Origin of the sequence: Paenibacillus ottowii (genome assembly GCF_050516475.1) — a bacterium.
In the GTDB taxonomy this organism is placed as follows: domain Bacteria; phylum Bacillota; class Bacilli; order Paenibacillales; family Paenibacillaceae; genus Paenibacillus; species Paenibacillus ottowii.
Window position 1 is genome coordinate 385,304 of the sequence record NZ_CP191577.1, and the last position, 22,586, is coordinate 407,889.

At 45.5% G+C, this 22,586-nt stretch carries 20 protein-coding genes; 8 read left to right on the plus strand and 12 right to left on the minus strand.

The genetic code is table 11. From position 1 onward, the window contains the following. Window positions 1–130 precede the first annotated feature (130 nt). Window positions 131–1,036, minus strand: coding sequence for a YheC/YheD family protein (locus tag ACQQ6X_RS01790; RefSeq protein ID WP_305167806.1), 906 nt, complete (start codon window positions 1,034–1,036; stop codon window positions 131–133). A 208-nt stretch (window positions 1,037–1,244) separates the two neighbouring features. Between ACQQ6X_RS01790 and ACQQ6X_RS01795 the strand changes: the two genes are divergently transcribed. Beyond that, window positions 1,245–2,066 (plus strand): DUF6492 family protein, encoded by an 822-nt coding sequence (locus ACQQ6X_RS01795; protein ID WP_305167807.1) that lies wholly within the window; start codon window positions 1,245–1,247, stop codon window positions 2,064–2,066. Between the two features lie 87 nt (window positions 2,067–2,153). Beyond that, a complete protein-coding gene (locus tag ACQQ6X_RS01800) occupies window positions 2,154–3,497 on the plus strand; it encodes a sugar phosphate nucleotidyltransferase (RefSeq protein WP_305167808.1) in 1,344 nt (447 codons plus the stop codon). 120 nt (window positions 3,498–3,617) lie between these two features. Here ACQQ6X_RS01800 and ACQQ6X_RS01805 read toward each other — a convergent pair whose 3' ends face one another. Continuing rightward, on the minus strand, window positions 3,618–4,343 hold the full coding sequence (locus ACQQ6X_RS01805; protein ID WP_305167809.1) for a succinylglutamate desuccinylase/aspartoacylase family protein: 726 nt from the start codon (window positions 4,341–4,343) through the stop codon (window positions 3,618–3,620). 5 nt (window positions 4,344–4,348) lie between these two features. Next, window positions 4,349–5,383, minus strand: coding sequence for a glycosyltransferase family 4 protein (locus ACQQ6X_RS01810; protein WP_305167810.1), 1,035 nt, complete (start codon window positions 5,381–5,383; stop codon window positions 4,349–4,351). Window positions 5,384–5,738: 355 nt separating this feature from the next. Here ACQQ6X_RS01810 and ACQQ6X_RS01815 point away from each other — a divergent pair, with 355 nt between their 5' ends. After that, complete coding sequence (locus ACQQ6X_RS01815) at window positions 5,739–6,212, plus strand: C40 family peptidase (protein WP_305167811.1); 474 nt, start codon at window positions 5,739–5,741, stop codon at window positions 6,210–6,212. A gap of 79 nt (window positions 6,213–6,291) precedes the next feature. Here ACQQ6X_RS01815 and ACQQ6X_RS01820 read toward each other — a convergent pair whose 3' ends face one another. Both ACQQ6X_RS01820 and ACQQ6X_RS01825 read right to left on the minus strand, forming a co-directional pair. Next, on the minus strand, window positions 6,292–7,668 hold the full coding sequence (locus ACQQ6X_RS01820) for a sensor histidine kinase (protein ID WP_305167812.1): 1,377 nt from the start codon (window positions 7,666–7,668) through the stop codon (window positions 6,292–6,294). Next, window positions 7,665–8,378 carry a response regulator transcription factor gene (locus ACQQ6X_RS01825; RefSeq protein WP_305167813.1) on the minus strand — a complete coding sequence of 238 codons (714 nt, stop codon included), beginning with the start codon at window positions 8,376–8,378 and terminating at the stop codon, window positions 7,665–7,667. The genes ACQQ6X_RS01820 and ACQQ6X_RS01825 overlap by 4 nt, the downstream gene beginning before the upstream one ends. A gap of 147 nt (window positions 8,379–8,525) precedes the next feature. On the opposite strand from ACQQ6X_RS01825, the gene ACQQ6X_RS01830 reads away from it, so the two are divergent. Continuing rightward, on the plus strand, window positions 8,526–9,176 hold the full coding sequence (locus ACQQ6X_RS01830) for an undecaprenyl-diphosphatase (protein ID WP_305167814.1): 651 nt from the start codon (window positions 8,526–8,528) through the stop codon (window positions 9,174–9,176). 38 nt (window positions 9,177–9,214) lie between these two features. On the opposite strand, the gene ACQQ6X_RS01835 is transcribed toward ACQQ6X_RS01830, so the two are convergent. From ACQQ6X_RS01835 to ACQQ6X_RS01845, 3 genes are all read right to left on the minus strand, one after another. Beyond that, on the minus strand, window positions 9,215–9,886 hold the full coding sequence (locus tag ACQQ6X_RS01835) for a phosphatase PAP2 family protein (protein WP_305167815.1): 672 nt from the start codon (window positions 9,884–9,886) through the stop codon (window positions 9,215–9,217). A gap of 253 nt (window positions 9,887–10,139) precedes the next feature. Continuing rightward, the gene (gene yidC, locus ACQQ6X_RS01840) at window positions 10,140–10,973 is read right to left on the minus strand and encodes a membrane protein insertase YidC (RefSeq protein WP_142614582.1); all 834 of its coding nucleotides are present in this window, start codon (window positions 10,971–10,973) and stop codon (window positions 10,140–10,142) included. Then, window positions 10,939–11,259 carry a hypothetical protein gene (locus ACQQ6X_RS01845; protein ID WP_063210672.1) on the minus strand — a complete coding sequence of 107 codons (321 nt, stop codon included), beginning with the start codon at window positions 11,257–11,259 and terminating at the stop codon, window positions 10,939–10,941. The genes yidC and ACQQ6X_RS01845 overlap by 35 nt, the downstream gene beginning before the upstream one ends. A gap of 183 nt (window positions 11,260–11,442) precedes the next feature. Between ACQQ6X_RS01845 and ACQQ6X_RS01850 the strand changes: the two genes are divergently transcribed. Next, complete coding sequence (locus tag ACQQ6X_RS01850; protein ID WP_305167816.1) at window positions 11,443–12,801, plus strand: PQQ-binding-like beta-propeller repeat protein; 1,359 nt, start codon at window positions 11,443–11,445, stop codon at window positions 12,799–12,801. Window positions 12,802–12,843: 42 nt separating this feature from the next. Here ACQQ6X_RS01850 and nadA read toward each other — a convergent pair whose 3' ends face one another. Beyond that, window positions 12,844–13,950 carry a quinolinate synthase NadA gene (nadA, locus tag ACQQ6X_RS01855; RefSeq protein ID WP_305167817.1) on the minus strand — a complete coding sequence of 369 codons (1,107 nt, stop codon included), beginning with the start codon at window positions 13,948–13,950 and terminating at the stop codon, window positions 12,844–12,846. Window positions 13,951–14,105: 155 nt separating this feature from the next. Between nadA and ACQQ6X_RS01860 the strand changes: the two genes are divergently transcribed. Next, window positions 14,106–15,260, plus strand: a complete 1,155-nt coding sequence (locus ACQQ6X_RS01860; RefSeq protein WP_305167818.1) for an IscS subfamily cysteine desulfurase — start codon at window positions 14,106–14,108, stop codon at window positions 15,258–15,260. Beyond that, on the plus strand, window positions 15,257–15,796 hold the full coding sequence (locus tag ACQQ6X_RS01865; RefSeq protein WP_305167819.1) for a transcription repressor NadR: 540 nt from the start codon (window positions 15,257–15,259) through the stop codon (window positions 15,794–15,796). Before ACQQ6X_RS01860 ends, ACQQ6X_RS01865 begins: the two co-directional genes overlap by 4 nt. Window positions 15,797–15,932: 136 nt before the next feature. On the opposite strand, the gene greA is transcribed toward ACQQ6X_RS01865, so the two are convergent. Continuing rightward, entirely contained in the window at window positions 15,933–16,412 is a 480-nt protein-coding gene (gene greA / locus ACQQ6X_RS01870; protein WP_149032972.1) for a transcription elongation factor GreA, read from the minus strand. A 373-nt stretch (window positions 16,413–16,785) separates the two neighbouring features. Between greA and ACQQ6X_RS01875 the strand changes: the two genes are divergently transcribed. After that, the gene (locus ACQQ6X_RS01875; protein ID WP_305167820.1) at window positions 16,786–17,136 is read left to right on the plus strand and encodes a hypothetical protein; all 351 of its coding nucleotides are present in this window, start codon (window positions 16,786–16,788) and stop codon (window positions 17,134–17,136) included. Between the two features lie 237 nt (window positions 17,137–17,373). Here ACQQ6X_RS01875 and ACQQ6X_RS01880 read toward each other — a convergent pair whose 3' ends face one another. Next, the gene (locus ACQQ6X_RS01880) at window positions 17,374–20,409 is read right to left on the minus strand and encodes an endonuclease (protein WP_305167821.1); all 3,036 of its coding nucleotides are present in this window, start codon (window positions 20,407–20,409) and stop codon (window positions 17,374–17,376) included. Window positions 20,410–20,510: 101 nt separating this feature from the next. Continuing rightward, window positions 20,511–22,412 (minus strand): serine hydrolase domain-containing protein, encoded by a 1,902-nt coding sequence (locus ACQQ6X_RS01885; protein ID WP_305167822.1) that lies wholly within the window; start codon window positions 22,410–22,412, stop codon window positions 20,511–20,513. Between the last annotated feature and the right edge of the window lie 174 nt (window positions 22,413–22,586).

The following is a 22,586-nucleotide window of genomic DNA, read 5'->3' on the forward strand; positions in this document are numbered from 1 at the left end:
ATTCATATCGATAAGTCAATAACAGCGACATAAAAACAGGAAAATCGAGTATGTAAAAAAGGATGAATCTTGAAGATATTCATCCTTTTATTTCACTAGTTCAGCTTTAATCTTAAACGCGATTCCTCGCTCATGAACTTTTCACTTTTTTTTGAGTTTTTAATGTTATTTTCATTTTTGTTTTATTTTTAATCTTATCTTTATTTTCAATCTTATCTTTATTTTCATCTTTATCTTTATTTTTAACGCTATTCTTCTTTTCCTTGCTTGGGACTGTAACTTTCCTTTTCTCATTCGCCAGTCGCCAATAGCTTATTACTTTTCGGTACATTGACTTATCTGTCAGTTGGTTAAAAATATATGGATCTGGCTTCGTATTCACCTCAATAATCCATGGGGTAAAGCTACGATCCAGTCCAATGTCCACACCAATTTGCCGGAAATTCGGATAGGTTTTTTGTAGTTGCGTAGCAATGGTAGTCCCCAGTTCATTGAGCTTTTTGACCAGCTCAGCCTGCTTACTTTGCGGCAAGTGTGATTTCAGTAGCTGCTCTATGGCCATCGGCTTACCACCACTATGATAGTTGGTCACGATTTTACGGGGATGACCCAGGCGTCCAATAATCCCGGTAGCTTCCCATGGCCCTTTTGCATTACGCTGCACCATGACCCGGATATCAAAATAACGATTTTGATGGCGCAATAAATGGATTCCCTTTTGAATAAGATAACTTTTTTTTCCCGTGTGTTTCGATAGGCTGGTAATTAGTGCATCCAATTGTTTGAATTCCAGACGCTTTTCCTCATACTGGTAAGCAAAACGCTGACCTGCCTTTTCAACTTTCATCACACCTTTACCAAAGGTACCTAGGTCAGGCTTTACATAGACCATGCCATACTTCTCCAACATTGATTTCACATTTGCTTTGCTGTATTTACGGGTTTCAGGTATAAAACGCTTGATGCCTCCATGCTGGAGCAACAATTTGGTTTTATTCCATTTGCTGCGTATCGCTTGCGCTTGTGAAGAATTCACTTGCCCCTCTCCTCTCTACTTTCAGGGTAGAACGCACCTGTTAAAAGCTCAATCTATCGTATGCGCCAAATCCCCATTCGTAGCTCCATTCGCCCTCTCCTACATAAGAATTAGACGACTGCCCTTGCCCGGTCGAAAGTGCCTGTCCATGCATACAATAAGGTGAGGCACCAGTAGCGTATATTTGCACGTACAGGGAGTGAATAACATGTCTGCGCAATCCGTTGGGCCACAGAAGAGTTCCCTCACAATCGATGTGCTAATCCCCGCAATTGAAAAAGATTTGGCTACACTTCCACTAGTTATTGACAGTCTGCGTCGTCACGTGCAGCACCGAATTGCAACCATTTATATCATTTCACCGCAAAGCACTAAACTTCGCCGCCTATGTGCTAACAAGAAGTGTACATTTGTAGATGAAAAAACAGTGCTGCCCATCACTAAAAAGCATATTCGTTACGGAACAACACGCTGGGACCGCTCAGGCTGGCTGTATCAGCAATTGCTCAAAATGAATGGCGACAAAATCAGTAAATCGTCTTTTTTTCTCGTTATAGACGCGGACACCATTTTGATTCGTCCACATACGTTTCGTAAAGATGGAAAAACAATTTTTTACTACCGCAATTGGAGTCAACCTGAGTATTTCCGCACTTATCGTAAGCTGATGGGCGCTAAAGCTCCCTCACCAAAGTCTTTTGTCACTCACTATATGCTTTTTGAAAAAACACGGCTCGCCCAGCTCAAGCAAGTTATTGAGACCAGACACGGGAAACCTTGGTACAACGCCATTATCCAAAGTATTGATCGAAGAAAACAGTTTGGATTTTCCGAATATGAAACGTATGCCAACTATCTATACAGCAATGAGCCCTCTCGGATGATTTTGCGCAAGTCATTGAATAAAGCGCTTCATAGTCGTGCTTCTTCGCTATCGCAAAAACAATTGGATGTCTTCGCCCAAAGCCACCGCTCCTTATCTTTTCATCAACGCAAAGTGTACCAGCTAGCTGCAAAAACAAAGATTTAATTCTCATTTGTAATAGTTCTCAAAAATAGAAAATCTCGCAATTGCTGATGCCATCCAGATGGATCTGCATTGAAGGAGGAAACGTTAGTGCGCATCGTATTATTATGCGGTGGTGCCGGAAAACGGCTGTGGCCATTATCCAACGAGATTCGGTCAAAGCTGTTTCTCCGGTTGTTGCCCGCTCCTGACGGGCAGCAGGAGTCTATGCTCGGCCGGGTGTATCGTCAGCTTACCTTAGCCGGGCTGGATTCCTCTGCCCTGCTTCTGGCTCATCGGAGCCAGGTAAATCTAGCCTCTCGCCATACAGAAGGTCGTCTGCCTGTTCTTGGCGAGCCTGCCAAACGAGGAACCTTCACCGCTGCTGCACTCGCTGCTGCTTATTTTCACACGAGAGGCATGGGGTTGGATGAAGTTCTCTGCATTGCTCCAGCAGATATGTTTGCAGGCGACGACTTCTTCCACAGGATAGCAGCGCTTTCTGGTCTATTGGTGGAGAGCGGAGCCGATCTGGCTATGCTTGGGACAAGACCTACCCATGCCTCTGACCAATATGGCTATGTCGTTCCAGGTCAGCAAATAAGGAAAGAAGGGAGATCGGCTTATGCACAAGTTGCACGCTTCACAGAAAAGCCGGATCTCTCTGGGGCGCAGCAGCTTATTAACCAAGGCGCGCTCTGGAATTGCGGTATTTACGCTTTTACGTTACGGTATATGCTGTCTTGTATGGAACAAAGCCAATTGCCGCTGAACGATAAAGAACTGTGCGCGATGTATGATAGCCTTCCGGTTCGTAGTTTCGATGAGGAGGTTGCGGAGCGTACTGAACGGGCCGTTGTCCTGCCTTACGAGGGCGAATGGCACGATATCGGCAACTGGCAGACCTTAACAGAGCAGTTAGGAAGCCAAGTAATCGGACGAGGTCAAATCAGTGGCGGGACTCATGGCACACACATCGTCAATGAATTGCCCTATCCGCTTCATGTCATTGGCGTGGAGGGAATTATTGCTGCTGCAAGCCCTGACGGCATTCTCATTGCATCCAAAAACCATGCCCATGCGATCAAGGAGCAGCTAGGCAAACTCCAGCTTCACCCCATGCATGGCGAAACCTCTTGGGGAAGTTACCGGGTGCTGGACGAATTTGATCACCGAAGTCCGCATGACATATTAGCTCTACGACTGACGGTGTTACCGGATCATCGCTTGAATGGACGTATTCACGGCAGTGGACTTAAAGTATGGATGATCGTATCCGGTCGGGGAGAGGTGATGTTGAATGGAGAACGCTTTGCTGCCGCTAGCGGCTCTGTGTTCAGCATTCCAGTCGATACGCATCACACGCTCTGTGCTGATCTGGATTCAAAACTTGAACTGATCGAGGTGCGCCTGGGTAACAGTTTGGTGAGCACCTTTTATAAATCCGAGTCCTGACAACGCAGAGTTACACCTTGTAAACCGACTTTTCCACAAACATCGCACATAAAAAAATCGCTTTTGAGAAAGGGGAGTACAATCCCTTACTCAAAAGCGATTTTTTTGTAATATTACTACTCATAAGGAAACCGTTCTACCCTTGCCAGATAAATAAACTTTGTTGGTCTCAACTATCCCGGCCTCTCTTAAAAAGTGCTGTACGATCTTCATCTGATAATGTATACGTACTTTCTGGGGCAGGCTCCACCCTGTTTCCACAGTAACTGCACGTGCTCCTAAAATACGGGCTGCAGCGGTGCGGGAGGAACCTGGGAGCTCATGCAGCCGTAAATTGAAATGTCGGTTTTTCACCTTGATCGAGCGATTCATTCGCTTCATAATCCGGCGCATCGTGGGAATTACCGGGTTGCCCTTATTAGAGATCAGCGTTTGACCAAGCACCTTGGCATCCTTTTGTGATAATCCATTCGCTTCATGCAAGTCGAGATACCATTCAGGGTGATGCTTTTGTGTTAATTTGAATAGAGCAGCGGAAAGCGGTTGTGTTGCCGCCTGCTTTTTCTGGCGCGGAAAGGTCCGATTAAGATCAGGTTTTCCTCTGATCCGCTTGCGGTAAGCCACTTGGTTCACAATCGGTACAATAATAAGCTTGCCATGGCTGAATTTCAGTTTTTGCTCATTCAAAAGCTTTACCAGCTTCTCCGCAGCGCGTATACTCGCTATTTCATTACCATGTATGCCTGCAACCACCATCGCACACGGACCTTTCTGTCCCGCTGTGGCTACATAATAAGGAGTCGCCCAAGAAGAGCCTTTTCCAAGCATATATCGTTTGACCTGCATTCCCTTCACCTCCGTACAGACTTTCGTTGCCCGCTCTTCTGCTCTCGCCGACGGATGATCTCACGATATAATCTCAAGTAGTTGCTGGTCATCTGTTTGTTGGTAAATCTTTGGTTAACATATAATCGAAGCTGCGCAGGTGACGGATAATTTTTTCGCTGTGCCTTTCGTGCCATTTCGCCGACTGATTTGCAAATCAACTGTGGAAAGCCTGACAGCACTTCGGGAACGGAGCCATTTTTTAATGCCAGTACCGGTGTTCCACAAGCCATAGCCTCTACCATTACGAGTCCGAACGGCTCTTCCCACAGGGATGGAAACAGCAGGCACTCTGCATGTTTCAGCAGCTTCTGTTTCCGATCCCCCCCTACTGGCCCCACATAGCGTATATTCGGATTCCGCTGAATTCGAGTCCGAATCTCTCGGCGAAAAAATATAGGGGCTTTGATAGGACCAGCAATAAGCAGTCTTTTGCCTGTTCGCTCTGCAACCTGAATGGCTTGCAATACACCTTTATTCGGTATGATTCTGCCCATAAACAGCAAGTAGCCGCGCTTCTCGCTGCTGAATTCGTATTCATGGGTATTGATGCCATTATAGATATAAAATCCTTTGCCTCCGCCCATCAGCTGACGTGCTCGTTCACTGACAAATACCGGGTTTTTGCCGTGTTTCTTTACTGGGAGATGAACGGTGCATACTGATGGGCAAGGCAACTTCCTGCGCCCCATTGCAGAGCGGAACGTATGGTCATGAATGATATCAGTGCCTGAGGGCATATGCTGGAGTACATATTGGGGGATCTGACTATGTGTCAGACCCTTGGGATAAGTAATCAATTGCGCGCTGCTCCTGCTTCCACGAGCGGCAAAAAGAGATACATGATGCCCTCTTCTCACTAATTCCTCTGTTAATTCATGCACGATCTTTTCCGTCCCGCCCTTGATGGAAGGTACAGGCTGTGCATTGGGATAGTTGGATATGACCTGCACAATAGTTAGAGGTCGGCTATCGAGTGCTCTGTTCGGCTTTGAAGCCATACGAATTCCCCTTCCTGACCGAAAATACGGTGATCTTTACGATGTCAACGGGAATCTAGCATATTCCCGTACAAGTTATACGTTGTAGTATATAGGTATGTATGTTTTGTATGATTGCTTGTGCCAATCGTCTGCAAGTCGCTTTTTGTCATACGGACCTAGCCATAAAAAGAAACTTACTTATATAGCTTGTCAAGACAAAGTTAAGTAGAAAATTCTCATCGTTTTCTAATAAAGCAGGGCAAAACGTTGGGGTAACAGGTTTGTAACCATGCGTGGTAAATTCCGGATTTTTTATTTGTGTTATTGTCATCTCAGGACATCAACACAATACGAAAAACGGAGGAAATTATATATGAAAACTACTTCTAAAAAATTGTGGATGGGTATTTGCTTTACGATGACTTTGGCACTGAGCGCTGGGAGCTTCGTCGTTGGACCAGAAACTATTCATGCCGCTTCGGCAAGTAAAGGTGATCAGATTATTTCAACAGGCTCACAGTTTATGGGCGTACGTTATGAACATGGAGCTCCAGCAGGCAATACAAGCTCTTTTGATTGCTCTTCGTTCACTCAGTATGTTTTTGCACAAAATGGAATTCATCTTCCACGTTCGTCCAAACAGCAGTCAACTGTAGGCACTTATGTACCGCGTAGTCAGCTTAAAAAAGGCGATTTGGTCTTTTTCTATGCTCCAATTCATCATGTAGCCATTTACATGGGAGACGGGAAAATTTTGCACACGTTTGGTCAAGGCGGCGTCACGGTTACAGATCTGAATACAGGATGGTGGAGTTCCCATTACACAGAAGCACGTCGTGTCCTTTAGGAACATTTCAAACTACAATCTACCGAAAGCTTAACTTATAAATAACAACAGGAAAGGCTGTTCCCCTGAGTAGATATATCTACTGGTGGGACAGCCTTTCCTGTTGTTTTTGAGGCAGCGTGACGTTGACCTCCGTTCCTTCACCCTCTACGCTCTCCATTCGGATCGTACCCTGATGAGCATCTGTTATTGCCTTAGCAATCGGCAATCCCAGCCCAGTTCCTCCGGTTTTACGATGTCTGGAGCTGTCTACCCTATAAAATCGTTCAAAAACTCGCTTGAGTTCGCCCTCAGGTATACCAATTCCGTAATCTTTAACCTGGAGGTGAACATCTTTTTTATCTGAAGATATCCAGATTTCGATTTTTTCTGAGCTATACTTTAACGCATTATCCAGCAGGATGACTAGTAACTGTTTCATTTTTGCCAGATTGGCGTCCAGCCAAATCTCCTTCTCTTTTGTAAAAATAGAAATTTGGCGGTCATGTACAGGCTTGAGATGTGCTACTACCTGTTGACAACAACCGATCAGTTCTACCCGTTCATACGGTTCGGAGTCTTTTTGCTGTGAGGAAGCTAATGTCAGTAATTGCTGCGTCATCGTACGCATTCGCTGGGTTTCTTCATAGATTGATTCAATCGATTCCTTACGAATCTCCTCGTCACGCGTCCCCCACCGCCGCAGCATGTTGGCATAGCCCTCAATAATCATCAATGTTGTATTCAGTTCATGTGAGGCATCGGAAACAAACTGCTGCTGGCTCTGAAAGCTCTCTTCCAATCTTTCCATCATTCGATTAAAAGTAGCGGTCATCTGAGACAACTCATCTTGATTGTGACCGCCGACAGGAATTTTTTTGAACTTCAAACTTCTCTCGATTTCCTGCATCGTCTGAATACTACTGGAAATTGGCAGCAATATCGCATTCGCCAAAATCGTGCTACCTACCAGACTGAGCAACATAGCTCCAACAGTTGAGGTGATCAGAATTGTATTTAGAATATCGAGATTGGTTTCAAGCGCATCCCACTTTTCTGCGATCTCCAGTGTCCCTTTTTGATTACCTTCCGGAGAAAGCACTGGAAGATGGATGATCAGAATTTTATGATTCTGCACTTCCGTCAGTTGAGAGCTTTGAGAAAGGTTAAAACGTATATCGTTCAGTTTGAAACGGGATTGGCGGCTCACTTCATACAGGAGATGGGATTGCTGATCAAATACCCTCAGAATCGTATCACTGGAAAGTTCATCTTTCAGCTGAGGCCCCCAAGCATTTTTCAAAATCATCGTGGGTCCTGTTTCGGTAATGATTTCAGTCCACTTCGTTTGCAGCACTTCTCTTTCATTGCGAGTAGCAATTTTTACAAATAATAGATGGACTGTGACGTCCACAAACAGAAGAATCGTCATCACTAAAATGGAGCTCAGCAGAGTAATTTTGGTCCGCAGCTTCAATGCTCTTCCTCCCGGATACAGTACCCAACACCACGCACGGTTTTAATCAATTTTTTTTTATACCCATGATCAATTTTTTTACGAACATATCGGATATAAACATCTACTACATTTGTATCACCGACAAAATCAAACCCCCATACGTCCTGAATCAATTGATCCCGATGCAATACTTGATTTTTGTGCTCCATCAGATATTGAAGCAGATCAAATTCTTTGGGCGTAAGTTCGATGCGTTTTCCTTCCCTCACCACAAAGCGGGTCTTGCGTTCCAACACCAGGCTATCGACTTGAAGTATGGACTGCCGCTTGTCTTCTTTGGGTAAAGCAGTAGTTACTGCCTCCAATTGGTGTCTCATACTGGCTCGCATCCGTGCTAATAACTCCTCAATTTCAAAAGGCTTGGTAATGTAATCGTTGGCGCCTCCATCCAGACCTGACACTTTATCAGGAGTTGTGTTACGTGCAGTGACCATGATTACTGGGGTATGATTGTCCACCTTTCGAATCTGCTTCAGCACCTCAACTCCGTTCATCCCCGGCAGCATCACATCCAGGATAATAATATCCCATGTATGGGCTAATGCTTTTTCCAGCCCTTCTTTTCCCGTCTGTGCAATTTCAACCGCATATCCTTCGTGAGACAACTCCAACTGAAGCAATCTGGATATCTTCTCTTCATCATCAATGACCAGCACCGACTTTTTCATCACAAAACCACCTATTTTCTATAGAAAAAACTAATAAAAACCGTACATGCCATTCATTTTTTATTTGATTTTAAGCTTTTATCCGTATCGTCGCTCTATAATATAACTTTGTAATTCAATTTTTTGAGGTTAAGGAGTAATTTATTCATGTTAATTAATGTAGACTTTGCTTTGTTTCACTGGATCAATGAACTGGCTAATTACCTCGCCTTTTTGAATGGAACTATGCGTTTCGTGGCGCAATATGCACCGTATCTTTTCGGAGTAGCTTTACTGGTATATTGGTTCACCTTTAAAACGCCACATCGGATGATGGTTTTAGAAGCCGTTATCACGGTTTGTATCGGTTTTATCATTAGTTGGGGACTTGGACACTTGTTTTACAGAGATCGGCCTTTTGTCGGGCAAACGGTCATTCAGCTTATTCATCATGATCCCAATGCTTCGTTTCCGAGCAACCATGCACTTGGAGCTTTTGCTCTGGCAGCAATTCTATGGCTTCATCATCAAAAATATCGTGTCCTCTGGATGGTCTTGGCTGTGCTTATTGCAATATCCCGTGTATGGACCGAGGTTCACTATCCTTCAGATATTTTGGCAGGAGCGCTCATTGGGGCAGGCTGCGCAGTTGGTGTTCATAAATTCATTCGCAGTCGGAAGCTTCCAGGCATCTTCATGCAAGCGGCTATTATTTTTTATGAAAAATGGGAGCAGAAGCTGGGGCTTAAGCCTGTGGCACAGACGAAAACTAAGATGGCTAAACCCACTTCCTCTGTCCAAATAAAAAGCAGACGCTAATGCGTCTGCTTTTTAAACTTCATCATCTAGGCCGCTCATTAGGCTGTCGATTTGGTACGAATTGATAATTTTCGTTCTTCATAACGCTGATAGAACCAAATGCAGACCGCCATCCAGCAGCCACTCATGAAATAGCCACCCACCACATCACTCGGATAATGCACGCCCAAATATATACGGCTTATCCCGATCGCCAAAATGAGCAGACTACTGAGCACAACAAGAAGGATACGACCTCTCCTGGAAGGGACATGCTTCCACAATAAAAACGTCAGCGCCGCATACATACTAAAAGCTGTCATGGAATGTCCGCTTGGAAAGCTATATCCATTGGCTTCAATAATACGGTGGATTTCAGGTCTCGCACGCCGAAATAGCATTTTTAGTACCGTATTCAGCAGCACCGATCCCAGCACCGCAACCGCTAAAAAAAGCAATTCTCGGCGGTGTCCCAATACGCTATACAGCACGAACATGGCAATTAAAATAATAATCACCACTGGAATCCCGCTGCCGATTATGGTGAAACATTTCATAAGACGTGTCATAGCAGGCGACTCCAACTGTTCAATAGCAGTAATAACCCTGTAGTCAAAATGCCGTACTTGCTGGTCGCTAACCCATAATGCGATTAAGCCAAAACCGAGGGCACATATTATACATGTGAGCAGAGCCAGGGAAATCGGCAGTTTTGTAGGTAATTGCTTCATTGCTTAGAGGTCCTCCATCATCTTCATCTCATAATTAAACAAAATGCAGCATTCATATCGTCCATGTATTTACTTTACCCACTTTTCTTGTATCATTTCAGAAAAGATTAGCCTTTAGATTAAAGCATGGTGCTTCTGATGCAAAAATAGCATAAAAAAGACACCACCCAAGCTTATAGGCTCGAATGGCATCTAGTCATTACACGTGAGTACTGCATACGCAATTCTATATCAAACAAATCGCATTTTCCTGTCAGGTTGGCGTGACTTCGCTGAGTTTAATCTTATTCTCTGCTTCCTCGATTGGATACCGTTTGCGAAACCACAGCGATTGTAGCAGCAAAAAGGTGCCGCTTACGGTCCAGTATAAAGGCATGGCCGCGGGAGCATTAAAGGAAAAGACCGCCATCATTATCGGTGAAAGATAACCCATGATAGCCAATTGCTTGCGCTGGTCAGCCGTCATCTGAAACTGAGAAAGCTTGGACTGCGCCAAGTATACAATTGCGACGATAATGGCCAAGATCCAGTCCGGCTGTCCGAGGCGGAACCAGAGGAAAGAGTGAGAGGCCAGCTCTGGCGTGAGTCTGATCGCAGTATACATACCGCTTAAAATCGGAAGCTGAATCAGAATAGGCAGGCAACCAATATTGAGCGGATTGAATTGATGCTCTTTGTATAACGCCATCATTTCCTGCTGCATACTCTGCTGGCTGGCGGCGTCTTTCTTATTTTCATACTTCTTCTTAATTCGGTCTAAGTCAGGCTGCATAGCGCTCATCTTGCGCTTCATTCCCTGCTGGGCACGTGTTTGGCGCATCATCAGCGGTAGTAAGGCCAGACGGACAATGAATGTTAAAGTCATGATCGCTAGACCAAAGCTTCCACCAAACCATTGTGCCAAATGCTGAATGAGCCAAGAAAGCGGGAATACTACATAATGATTAAAAAAACCAGGTGTCTGCGCATTAATCTCCGCGGCATTCGCACCACAACCAGACAGCAGCATGACCAGCGCCAAGGCTGCGATTAAACCCAATATCCGTTCTTGTTTACCCCAAAAAGTGAATCCCTTGAATCGTTTCATATGTTCCTCCTCGTTGATTGACTGTGCCATCATTCAACAAGGGAGAACAATCGGAAGCATCTTCATCCGGCGCTTCCTTACGCCGAATGTGACGTGCTAGCCGGACAGGCATGTCCTGTCCGCGGGCAGACATCGGCATCAGCGGAGAAGCATGCGAGCGGACGGGCCCGCCTTCGACCCAACATTCGTCTATGCTGCCATGCAAATGAGCAAGATACGTATACGTCACTGTACACAGCAAGCCGATCGTAAGTAAATAGGGGAGTAAGTCCTGAAGCTCAAACAAGGGATTCACCTCCTTCGGTATGTTGCTACAATTATAGCACGAAACCGGACAATCGACTAATCTTTAATTAGAGATAGAATCACACTAACCTTACATGAAACTTTTGGATTTATTTACAGTCTAATCAAAGGTAATATTCTGTAAAGCTTACTCCCCTATTAACTATTAAAGGAGCCAGCGCGTATGAGAAAAACGGCAATTAATACATTGTGTACAGGATTAGCAATAATCAGCCTCGGTCTGCCCCTGATCAGCAGTGGATTCGCTCAAAAAGTAAGTGCAGAGCAATCTGCGGTCACCATGAGCAGCAGAGCTTATAACACTGCGATCCAGGCACCTGTGATCAAGCCTACCTGGTCTTTTCCTGTTATTCCAACTGATAGTGCCCCATATTCAGAGCAAACGGTTGCAGTAGCAGTAAACAATAAGGTGTTCGCCATTGATTCTAACCACAGATTGGTTGCTCTTGAGGCCAGCTCAGGACGAAAATTGTGGCAGTATGGCGATCAGCTTACCCCTATTTTAATCCAGAGCAATGGCATCATCTATGGGATGACACAGAGCGGCACCATCTATGCCGTAACAACATCAGGCAAGAAAGCATGGATCACTCCGTTAGGATATACAAAGGCAGATCATATTCATCGAATTGGCTCTACAGTATACGTTACACAATCGGAGCATACCGCTGCCGTTGATGCTGCTAGCGGCAAACTCAAATGGAAGATTAGTGAGGAAAAGGACTTGTACCACGGTCTGGACAAACTCATGGAAACCGATGGCGTCCTCATCCGCAATTATAACGTACAGGGCAGCCTGACCTTTGAGCAGATCAATGCATATGACGCCAAAACTGGCAAAAGGCTCTGGGACAACTTCAGAACTTCCTTTCCACTAGCGGTCAAAGACGGGGTTGTATACTCCGTTACCAACACGTTTATGATGGAGGATGATGACCCGGTTAACCATAAAGTTACGATCGCACAATACGACCTCAAGACAGGTAAAGCCAAAGGAGATCGACAGTATCGCTGGACGGAGCCTAAAAATAAAGACGGTGATTACCAATCTGGCGGTGTATCTGGTACTGCTTTTTTGTACGGCAAAGATCTATATATCTTTCAGGGAAAGATACTAGCTTCCTATGACTTCTGGAACTACAAGCCAGACAGCAAGCCTGCCCACAAGTGGTCACAAGAAAGCTATGGACACCTCTCTTCTTTATCTGCTATCCATGAAGGTCGCATTTTCTACGAAGATTATAGTTCCAACAGACTAACTGCCATGAAGCTGTCTACAGGTCAATTCATTCAATTCGATGGGGATAATCCGACGGTTCAAGCTGACGTAATTGGTAAAGGAGTCTATATCGGGCAATCGGATGGCGTTTTTCATGGCTATGATTTAATGACCTTAAAACCCGTGTTTACTGTGAACACCGGCTCACGTTCCTTCGGTCCAACGCTCAAATCCGGCGGGATGATATTTATTCAAAGTGGGAGCCGTCTGCTTGGCGTCAAGCTCCCTGCTTCCTTAAAATAGAAGTATCAACTAGAAAGTACGCTCTTACGATACGTTAAAAACTTAACGAATAGCAAGCATACGATTCAGTGCCTGTACAGCGTCCTGTCTGATCTGAGCATCCACACGAATGACCCCCACAGGCTCTCCCCGATCAATCTGCTCCATTGCCCACAGCAAATGGGGGAGATCGATCCGGTTCATGGTCAGACAAGGACACATATCAGGGTTGAGCGATTCAATTTGCTGTTCAGGATACTGCTGCTTGATTCGTTGCACGAGATTCATCTCCGTACCGACCGCCCATCGGGTTCCTGGCTCTGCCGCACGGATCGTATCGATGATGAACTTGGTAGAGCCCGCGCAATCTGCAAGCTGCACAACCTCATAAGAGCATTCGGGGTGAACGATAACCCGGATATTCTTATCGCGTTGACGAACGTTGCGAATATGATCTACCGTAAATTTTTCATGAACTGAACAGTGCCCTTTCCATAAAATAATTTTTACGGTTGCTGGGTTTTGTTCAGTCTCCAGCTGATCGGTCATGGGATTCCATACAGCCATTTCATCCAGCGGGATTCCAAGATCATAGGCTGTATTGCGTCCGAGATGCTGATCCGGCAAAAATAAAATACGTTCCTTTTGCTTCAGCGCCCAATCCAGCACCTGCTTGGCATTCGAAGAGGTCACAGTAGCGCCGCCATGCCGCCCTACAAAGGCTTTGATCTCCGCAGTGGAGTTTACATATGTTAATGGAATGATCGTATCACCTACCAACTCCTGCAAATGTTTCCACGCTCGTTCCGTCTGCTCCATGTTCGCCATATCTGCCATCGAGCAGCCTGCGCGCATATCTGGCAGAACAACGGTTTGCCGATTGGTAGTCAGCATATCCGCTGTCTCCGCCATAAAATGAACCCCGCAAAACACAATGAACTCCGCTTCCTGATTTTTTGCAGCCATTTGAGCAAGCTGTAAAGAATCGCCTGTGATATCAGCAAATTGGATAACCTCATCCTTCTGATAATGATGGCCTGGAATGAGCAGCTTTGAGCCCCATTTTTGTTTCAGTTCAGCCACACGTTGCTCCATATCAGCAACCGACAGTGTTTTATAATGCTCTGGCATAAGTCCACGATTTCCTTGTAAAACGTCTAGCATAGACATTCGAATCCCTCCATATCCTTGCGGCTAACTGTCCTTCGCCCACGAATAGATAACCGCATATATTTACATGTGTCTTGACACCTATATTTACACATGACTACAATAATCTCAAGGGCTTTTGGAATGGAATTATTTTTAAGCGGGGAGGATTGGCTGTGATTTACCTGGACTATGCCGCTTCTACACCCATGTGTGACGAAGCTTTGCATATATATAGCGTGTTGAATAAGGAAATGTTCGGAAATGCCAGTAGCCTCCATGATGCAGGCGGTCAGGCAGCCTACACACTAGATTACAGCAGGCAACGAATGGCAAATATGATTGGCGGGCAACCGGAAGGCATCTATTTTACAACAGGGGGAACAGAATCCAATATGTTGATCGTGCAATCGATCCTGAACGGATTGCCGCAGCACAAAAAGCATTGGATTATGAGCGCTTTGGAACATCACTCGATGTACAATCTTGCTACGAAGCTAAAACAACAGGGCTATGAACTGACCATTGTGCAACCAGATCAGGAAGGACGAATAACTCGTGAAGTTCTTATCCCCCATCTAAAAGACAACACCGGGCTTGTATCGGTACAACACGCCAACTCAGAAACAGGTCTGATTCAGGATCTTGCCGCCTTGTCTCCTCTGCTCCACGAACGCGGTATTATGCTGCATAGTGATGCGGTACAAACATTCGGAAATGTGCACATTGATGTAGAAGCCATGGGAGTGGATGCACTCTCTATATCAAGCCATAAAGTGTATGGCCCCAAGGGTGTCGGCGCTGCATATCTCAAACCTGGAACGCCATGGCGTCCAGTGTATCCCGATACACTGCATGAAAACGGATTTCGTCCTGGAACGGTTAATGTTCCTGGAATCGCAGCCTTTGTCGCGGCGGCAGAAATGATGACCGAACAGATGGAGATGCATCAGGAGCGATACGCTACCCTGCGAAAATACTTTATTGCGAAAATTCAGGAGAGATCCATTCCGTTACGTTGGGTTGTACAGGAAAGCGAGAAAAAAGCTGTGCTTCATCATATTGTGGGATGTTTTTTTGACGGTTACGAGGGACAATATGTTATGCTGGAATGTAATCGCAACGGTGTCTGTATATCTACTGGTAGCGCATGTGCCGCCGGACATCACGAGCCTTCGCCTGCCTTACTGGCGCTTGGAGCATCCGGTCGTGAAGCCTTACAATTTGTCCGTATTTCTTTCGGCAGGACAACCACCATCGAGGAATTAAATGTACTGGTAGATATTTTGACAGACCTGAAGCATCGACAAGAAAGGAGCTTATCCCGTTGACTGAATCTTTAAAACGGTCAGGTACGGATCGCCGAGAACAGCTATTATTGTGGCTCAAAAGCGAATCACCGTTGACCGGGAGCGAACTGGCACGCAGGTCCTCCGTTTCAAGACAAGTAATTGTACAAGATATCTCCCTGTTAAAAGCAAGCCAAGAACCGATCCTTGCAACAAGTCAAGGATACATTTATATGGAGCCTGCGGCTCAATCCGCTCCTTCAGCCTCTCGTATTATTGTGTGTAAACACGGACCTGAACAAACAGAAGAAGAATTAAAGCTGATTGTGGACCATGGTGTCAGTGTGCAGGATGTCATCGTTGAGCATCCAGTATATGGAGATCTGACCGCTCCAATACGGGTCGGAACCCGCAAAGAAGTGGACGATTTTATACGTAAGATCAGTTCCACCCAAGCCACTTATCTGTCCCAACTGACTGGAGGCATCCACCTGCATACCTTGAACGCCTCGGATGAAGATAAAATCAATGATGCCTGTGCTGCATTGGAGCAAGCTGGCTTCCTGATGACTGATTAATCCAAGTACGAAAGTACGATAGCAAAGCCAAGAAACCCGTCCAGTGTGTGGAGTGCAAATGCATTCCATACAGACGGTTTGCAAATAGCTAGAAAAGAAAAATCCCGGCCCCCTTATAAAGGGAATCGGGAATGGACTAGGTAAGCTTAATTTCCAGCAGCTCATATTTGATTACAGCCATGGGGGCATCGACATGAATGATACTGCCCACTTTTTGCCCCAAAAGTGCCTTGCCTAAAGGGCTCTCATAGGAAATTTTGTTATCCAGAACATCTGCTTCAGCAGGACTTACAACTTTGTATTCCACCTTCTCCGAAAATTCGATGTCATTCAGAATAACTGTAGATCCGATACCGACTGTTTCAAGATCGAGATTACTTTCATCTACAATCCGAGCTTTAGTCAACATTTTTTCCAAGGCCATGATCCGTGTTTCCATAAACGCTTGATCGTCCTTGGCTGAATGATATTCACTATTTTCCTTTAGATCTCCATAGCTGATGGCCAATTTGAGGCGTTCGGCTAGCTCCTTGCGTTTTACCGTCTTCAGTTCCTTCAGTTCTTCCTCTAACTTGGCTAATCCCTCTTTAGTTAACAATACTTCTTCATTCGACATAGTCTTATTTCAACTCCTATTTCAGCACTTTGCATAATTCAAATTCAACACTCGAATATACAATATATAAACGAGCTAAACCGTTAGGGGCTATCTTTTGCTGATTGGATAATGCTCCTAGAATTTGATGCACAATGCTCATTTAGCTTGCTTTATTGTAGTTTACTCTAAATTGGACCAACATGCGAAAAGAAATTCAGAAATTTAGCAGTCAGCTACCTTCGAGCATAGTATCCACATGGTAACCAAAGCTTTATTGTTCGCATATCGTATGATCATAACGTAATTTTAATGAGCACGTGCAGTGCCGCTGCCCTTGTCCCATATCTCATGAAAACCAGACAGGAGCAGTGTATGGCGGGAGGAAGATTCAATGGCTTCCTTAGGAAAGAATGGAAATGGGAACGGGAATCGTAAATCCAAGTCCCCTCCCAACGGTCAAAAGAAAAATGGATTAAACAGTAATTCAGCTATCTTTTCCGCACTTCAAGGAAAAAATGTGGAGGTCCTAGTCGCAGCCCTCCTGCTAACAGGAAAACTAAACGTCGATTCTGTGACTTTATACAGACAAGCAACTTTACTTATAGGACTCACAGGTAAATACAAAACATTAGCATCTGCCCCTACCAATGTCGATAATATGGTGAAATTTTTAAATGATAACGGAAATATGACATTGGATCAGGTGATACAAGCCTTTTCCCAGAAAGTAAATAATAAATAATTAACAGAAGGCGAAAGGAGACATTTGTGTTGAGTGAGTTTGATGGAGAATATTTTGCAGAGGTAATCATTATTGTGATTCTAGTCACCCTGTTCTTCTATGGCTCCTCAGAAATAGAGGGACTTTCCGCTTCGCCTACTCAAACCTAAAATGATAATTTCCAACAAAAAAAGCACCTATCGACTCTCGCGAGCTCAATAGATGCTCTTGCTTTTTTAACAGCCTATCCTTTCCAAATTAACGTTCCTTCACTTCTACACTTATGGTTTGACTGGAAACTTCTCCGGCAACATTGACTAGCTCGGCCCGATACTCATACGTACCTGGCTTTTGGTTTTGAATGTGGGTCGCAGCACTTTGGGCCTGCGGGCTTTGGCTCGACAGTTTTTGCGTGTCGATCAGCTTACCATTTTCATACAGGTTGTACTTGGTTGCATTTGTGCCCCACCACATATTCATTGTCAGAGTATAGGTGCCGTCACCATCCCAATTGTCATGAGACAACACCGGAATGCCTGGAGAAGCATCCGTTACTTCAACAGTTAACGGGTCGCTGACTGTTTTCCCGGAAGGGTTGATCAGCTCGGCTGTATACGTGTAGGTGCCGTTGCCCTTGCCTGTAACAGAAATGACTGCTTGTTGTGCTCCAGGGGAAGCTGCTTGCAACGATTGTGTTGCAAGCAGCTTGTCATTTTCATACAGCTTGAGTTCATCACCGTTCGTACCCCACCACAGATTCATGGTAATGTTGTAATCGCCGTCCTTCAGTCCGGTGTCCTGACCATTGTCATGAGACAGCACAGGTTTACCCGGCACTTCACCTGTAGCGGTTTTCTCGACTCTAACGGTTACAGCATTGGATACGACCGTTTTACCGTCCAAGGTGACGCTGGCTGTAATCTCGGCGCCCCCCTCTTTTATGGCCCGAAGTTCTCCATACGTATCCAGCGTAACGGATTCATGACTGCTGATATACTGAACTGATGCATGATTTAGATCGGCTTGACTGCCATCTGTTAGCGTACCCTTGAGATGTGTGGCTGCTGTATCCCCAACGTTAAAGGTTGTTTGATCCAGTAAAAGCTCTACCTCTTGCAGAGCAGCACCATTCTGAGCTGAAAAGTCATCGAGTCCGCGCGGCTTTAACTGATAATTCCCTTTGAAAATCGACGAAATTCCCTTCAGCTTCACTTGCTGTCCTTCTTGATATGGAAAAGATGTGCGTGTTAAGCCTGTCCGTGCATCGATTCGCACATGATGGCTAACCTCACCCACGACTGCATCAAATCCAAACGAACCTGCAGGTGTTGCATCAATCACATTACGAATGATTGCAGCAGGAAGCTCAACCAGTTGTCCTTGATTCGCATCACTCAACTCGGTGACTTGCACCACTTGCGGAAGTTGTCCTTCACCCGTTTTTTCAATGGCCAATGGATCGGTCAACTCCAGTTCACTGTTATGCAGCGCTAAGCTCGCTGTAATCTTTACTCGATCACCTTGGTGAAAGCCGCTTTGATTTTGATATACATAAATACCGCCACTTTCATCCTGCATGTAAAAGGCTTGGCCGCCGAATGCCCCTGGTTCTGTCGTCACAACCCCCTCTAAGGTCACAATTTTACCAGCCGGAAGACTTCGTGCTTCTGCGACACTGATACGAGCTGGAATCGTATTTCCTTCATCGGGCAATGGTTGGGCTAGGACATCTGCCAGCACGACGGACTGGGTCAGCAGGTTGCTGCCGTTTTGTCTCAGCCTAAGATTAGCTGAACCACTGGTACCCGGCTTAATCCGCACGGCCAAGTCCCTATAGGCATGCCCCTTGCTATCGGATTCCAGACTAAAAGTTCCGCTATAACCGTAAGAGGTTGGCCAGCTTCCATCCGGATTTTGAATCTGGGCTACCTGGTTACCGCCCGCTACATAAATCCCTGTGCTGAATCCACTAATCGTGCTACCCGGAGCCAGTTGGTCAGCAACTATGCGAATTTGAAAAGGCTGGGCATTCGGCAATTGCTCCTGACGAACGATGCTGTACACAGGCTGTGCACTGGCTGTAGGCCCGCCATAGGAACCGGCCTTGAATGTTTGCGAATCCCACCATTTGTAACCGGCAGCAGGAGCAGACCAAGGCTCGGCTTGCGGTTCCGTGGAAGCCTGTGGTTCTTCAAAAGGTAATAGCGCCGTCGGTTGATCAAGCTGTAAGTTTTTTACATCCGATAGACTGGTATACTCCTCCTTCTTGGACAACCAGTCTACCATATTGACCAGTAACACGGCGTCATCCTGCTCCTTAAAGCCGTCATACGTTGTCTTCTTGGTTCCTGTCTCTTCACGCAAGTATTTTGGCGTTGCGTCTTCAACAGGAGACGAATCCCCAATGAAAGCAGCTTTGCCTAGACCGACTTTGGCTACAGCAGCATAAGGTCCTTCCGCTATACCTCCTCCGTTATAGACGCCCTGATCTACTGCATTCCCCCAAGCCTGATTGGTTTTAGGCAGATATACGATCCCCTTGGCTTTGGTCGGGTCAATAATCGCCAATGTTGATCCTGCGTGCATCGCCACATTACTCACACCCGCTGTAATGCCAAACGCCTGTGCAGGCTCAACAATCTGGTTAGCCGTGATATCGCCTAATGCATTGTAGCGAAAACGTATACCAAACTGACTGCCTAGCCAATCTGAGCTAACTACGCCCTGCATCGCAGCCGAGCCTTTTTCCTCCTCACTCATTCCCTTTGCAGGGTCTTCCCATGCACCACGACGGTATCCGTTGATACTTTCTGCTCCGTCCCAGCGATTCTTGTTGCGGTCGGCGTTATAATGATCTCCAATGAAAAAAATGCTATTGCCTGCTTTAACATACTGTTCCATTGCCGCTTGTTCGCTTTGTTTAAAAGGAATATTCGGCTCTGCTGTCACAAATACATCATAATTCTTTAAATCATTATAAGTAATGGGTGTAGATTGGCGAAGTTCATGAACATCGTAGCCATTGTTTGCAAGGGCTTGTCCGAAATCTGAGAATCCACCATCAATCACCCAATCTGCTGCGCCAGCTGTCTGTCCATGTGTATTGTCGAACAACACTTTTTTACCAGCGTTCTCATTGACCACTTTAGCTGCAATATAAGGGGCTGGGTCAGCTGGACCTTCTGCATGGGCCGGTTGCACAGTGCCCACAACACCAGTGTACAACGATAAAGTGAAAACCATCGCAGATGCGTATTTGAAGCTGCGGGATGTAAGACGATGAAAGATTCCCATTCTATTCCTCCTGTTTATTGGTTTAAGGCCCCTCTTAGAGGGGCACTAAATATAAATGTTAGCATTCATTTATGTTCGGACATGCGTTGGTTTGTAAATCTTTAGGAATAATGAAATGGGAGGAAGTTCCAATAAAAGAGATAGGCGGTATGCAGCAATGTGAGTATCGCAAAAAGGATTTTTCCAGCAGCCCGGGCTCTTGTTTCCCCGGTAATCAGCTTTGTGCCATTCGCGATCAATACCCACACAGCAAGGAGTGCTGAAAGGAGCGGCAGCATGCAAATTCCCCAAATATACCAGGCGGAATAGCCATACACCATCTGATTGTTGCCATAGACGACCTGCACCCCAAGAAAAATCGTATTTAGTAACGCGATGTATGCCAGGTTGGATGAAATGTGATTATTCGTTTTACGGATAGCTCTATGCATATACCTTATGATCCAAATCAGCAGGGTTGTGATGAAAAATAAGGAGGCAGCAGCATAGCTGATCAGCAGCGTCCAGGTACGGTGCCAAAGTGTCGTCTGCTTCATGGTCTTACTATCCGGAGCAATCATCATCCACGTACCCTTTTCCTGATACAGTAAAATTTTAAGCTGGCCCCCCTTTTCCACAAACAGTCCATCACCTGCTGCTTGAAAAACTTTGTCTGTTGCTTCATTCTGATTCGGGTATTTTCCTTTAACTATTAGCGTATGATCATCTTGAATTTGAACGGTGTACTCAATGCTTCCCAGTATCCGAATCCATTTTCCCCACCCATGAACAGGAGTTGTATCTACCTGATATACGCCCTCGATCTCTGGCGAAAGCTTCACTTGCGCGGCAGAACGAGCCATAGACTGAGAAGTGGCATGCGGTTTTGCGGGAAGCATTTGGGCTATCGCATCGATGACTTTTCCATGAAGCAGGGTGTCCGTGTCGGCTGAATTGACGGTCACAAAAATGCCGATCTTCTGGGACGGAATCAGTACCATTTCGGAAATAAAATCATCAATTTCCCCGGTAGCCCACAACATGGGTATTCCCGTCTTCAATTGACCACGGAAAAATCCATAGCCCAAGCCATCCAGGCGGGCATCCGCTGCAAATTGCTGTGCATGCATCATTTTTACCGTTTGCGGCTGGAGCACCGTTTTGCCCTCATACTCTCCATGGTTTAAATGAGTAATCAGATAATGGGAAAAATCGTTGGGTGTGACGTTCAACGCTCCTGCTCCCGGCAGATTGATATACGATAAGGGTTGTTTTACATAAGCTCCATGCTTCCAATGATACGATTGGGCCAGTTCCGGATGAGTTAACGGCAACTCCAGTGTCGCGCTGGGCATATTCATGGGCTGGAATAGATGTGTACGGAGGTAATCATTCAGTCCCTGACCGGTTACTTGCTCCACGATATTACCGATCAGACCGAAGGCAACATTACTGTATTCATACTGAACTCCAGGTTTACGGATAGGTGGTTGATTTTTAAAATACGTGCTGAGATACTGCTCTGTAGGTAAAACGCCTGCCCGAGTCGAGCTGTTAATGTCGTATATCGCTTCGTCTAATCCCGCAGTATGTGTCAGAAGCTGATGCAGATTAAAGGGATGATTTTGGTATTGCGAAGCTTGGTAGCTGTGGAGATATCGGTTTACGTCTTCATTCAAATCAAGCTTGTTCTGCTCGACCAACTGCATCGTGGCGCTTGCACTAAATGATTTGGTTAGCGAACCCACACGAACAATAGTCTTCGCCGGGTCGAATGCCCTTTTCCGCTCCAGGTCTGCATATCCATATCCTTTACTAAAAAGAATGTGGTCTTCCTGGGTCACAACCACGGCAGCTCCCGGAATATGCAAATTTTCTAATTCTGTACTCATGATATCGTCCACTGCTTTTTCCACTGAATGAGGTGTTATACTGTCTGCTGCCCATGCCGAAGCAATGAACAGATTCCAAAGAAACAACGTTGCTAAGAATGCAGATAGGTAGCCAATACCTCTATTTTTCATATGGAAGTATCCTCCTTACCTATGAAGTTGATTTAATAATTGAACCGTGCGGTGATTGCATAGCGAGCAGATCTTTATACTCCGAATGGGAGCCATCAGCAAGGCGCTATGGAATCATCGCACTTCCCATCTCGGGAATGCACATGATAAAGCGAATCCTGATCGAATCGCGTA

Excerpts from the sequence above, each read along its gene's own strand:
- ACQQ6X_RS01795 (WP_305167807.1), top strand. The coding sequence starts at position 1,245 with ATGTCTGCGCAATCCGTTGGGCCACAGAAGAGTTCCCTCACAATCGAT.
- ACQQ6X_RS01805 (WP_305167809.1), bottom strand. The coding sequence starts at position 4,343 with ATGCAGGTCAAACGATATATGCTTGGAAAAGGCTCTTCTTGGGCGACT.
- ACQQ6X_RS01810 (WP_305167810.1), bottom strand. The coding sequence starts at position 5,383 with ATGGCTTCAAAGCCGAACAGAGCACTCGATAGCCGACCTCTAACTATT.
- ACQQ6X_RS01815 (WP_305167811.1), top strand. The coding sequence starts at position 5,739 with ATGAAAACTACTTCTAAAAAATTGTGGATGGGTATTTGCTTTACGATG.
- ACQQ6X_RS01825 (WP_305167813.1), bottom strand. The coding sequence starts at position 8,378 with ATGAAAAAGTCGGTGCTGGTCATTGATGATGAAGAGAAGATATCCAGA.
- ACQQ6X_RS01830 (WP_305167814.1), top strand. The coding sequence starts at position 8,526 with ATGTTAATTAATGTAGACTTTGCTTTGTTTCACTGGATCAATGAACTG.
- ACQQ6X_RS01835 (WP_305167815.1), bottom strand. The coding sequence starts at position 9,886 with ATGAAGCAATTACCTACAAAACTGCCGATTTCCCTGGCTCTGCTCACA.
- yidC (WP_142614582.1), bottom strand. The coding sequence starts at position 10,973 with ATGAAACGATTCAAGGGATTCACTTTTTGGGGTAAACAAGAACGGATA.
- ACQQ6X_RS01850 (WP_305167816.1), top strand. The coding sequence starts at position 11,443 with ATGAGAAAAACGGCAATTAATACATTGTGTACAGGATTAGCAATAATC.
- nadA (WP_305167817.1), bottom strand. The coding sequence starts at position 13,950 with ATGTCTATGCTAGACGTTTTACAAGGAAATCGTGGACTTATGCCAGAG.
- greA (WP_149032972.1), bottom strand. The coding sequence starts at position 16,412 with ATGTCGAATGAAGAAGTATTGTTAACTAAAGAGGGATTAGCCAAGTTA.
- ACQQ6X_RS01875 (WP_305167820.1), top strand. The coding sequence starts at position 16,786 with ATGGCTTCCTTAGGAAAGAATGGAAATGGGAACGGGAATCGTAAATCC.
- ACQQ6X_RS01880 (WP_305167821.1), bottom strand. The coding sequence starts at position 20,409 with ATGGGAATCTTTCATCGTCTTACATCCCGCAGCTTCAAATACGCATCT.
- ACQQ6X_RS01885 (WP_305167822.1), bottom strand. The coding sequence starts at position 22,412 with ATGAAAAATAGAGGTATTGGCTACCTATCTGCATTCTTAGCAACGTTG.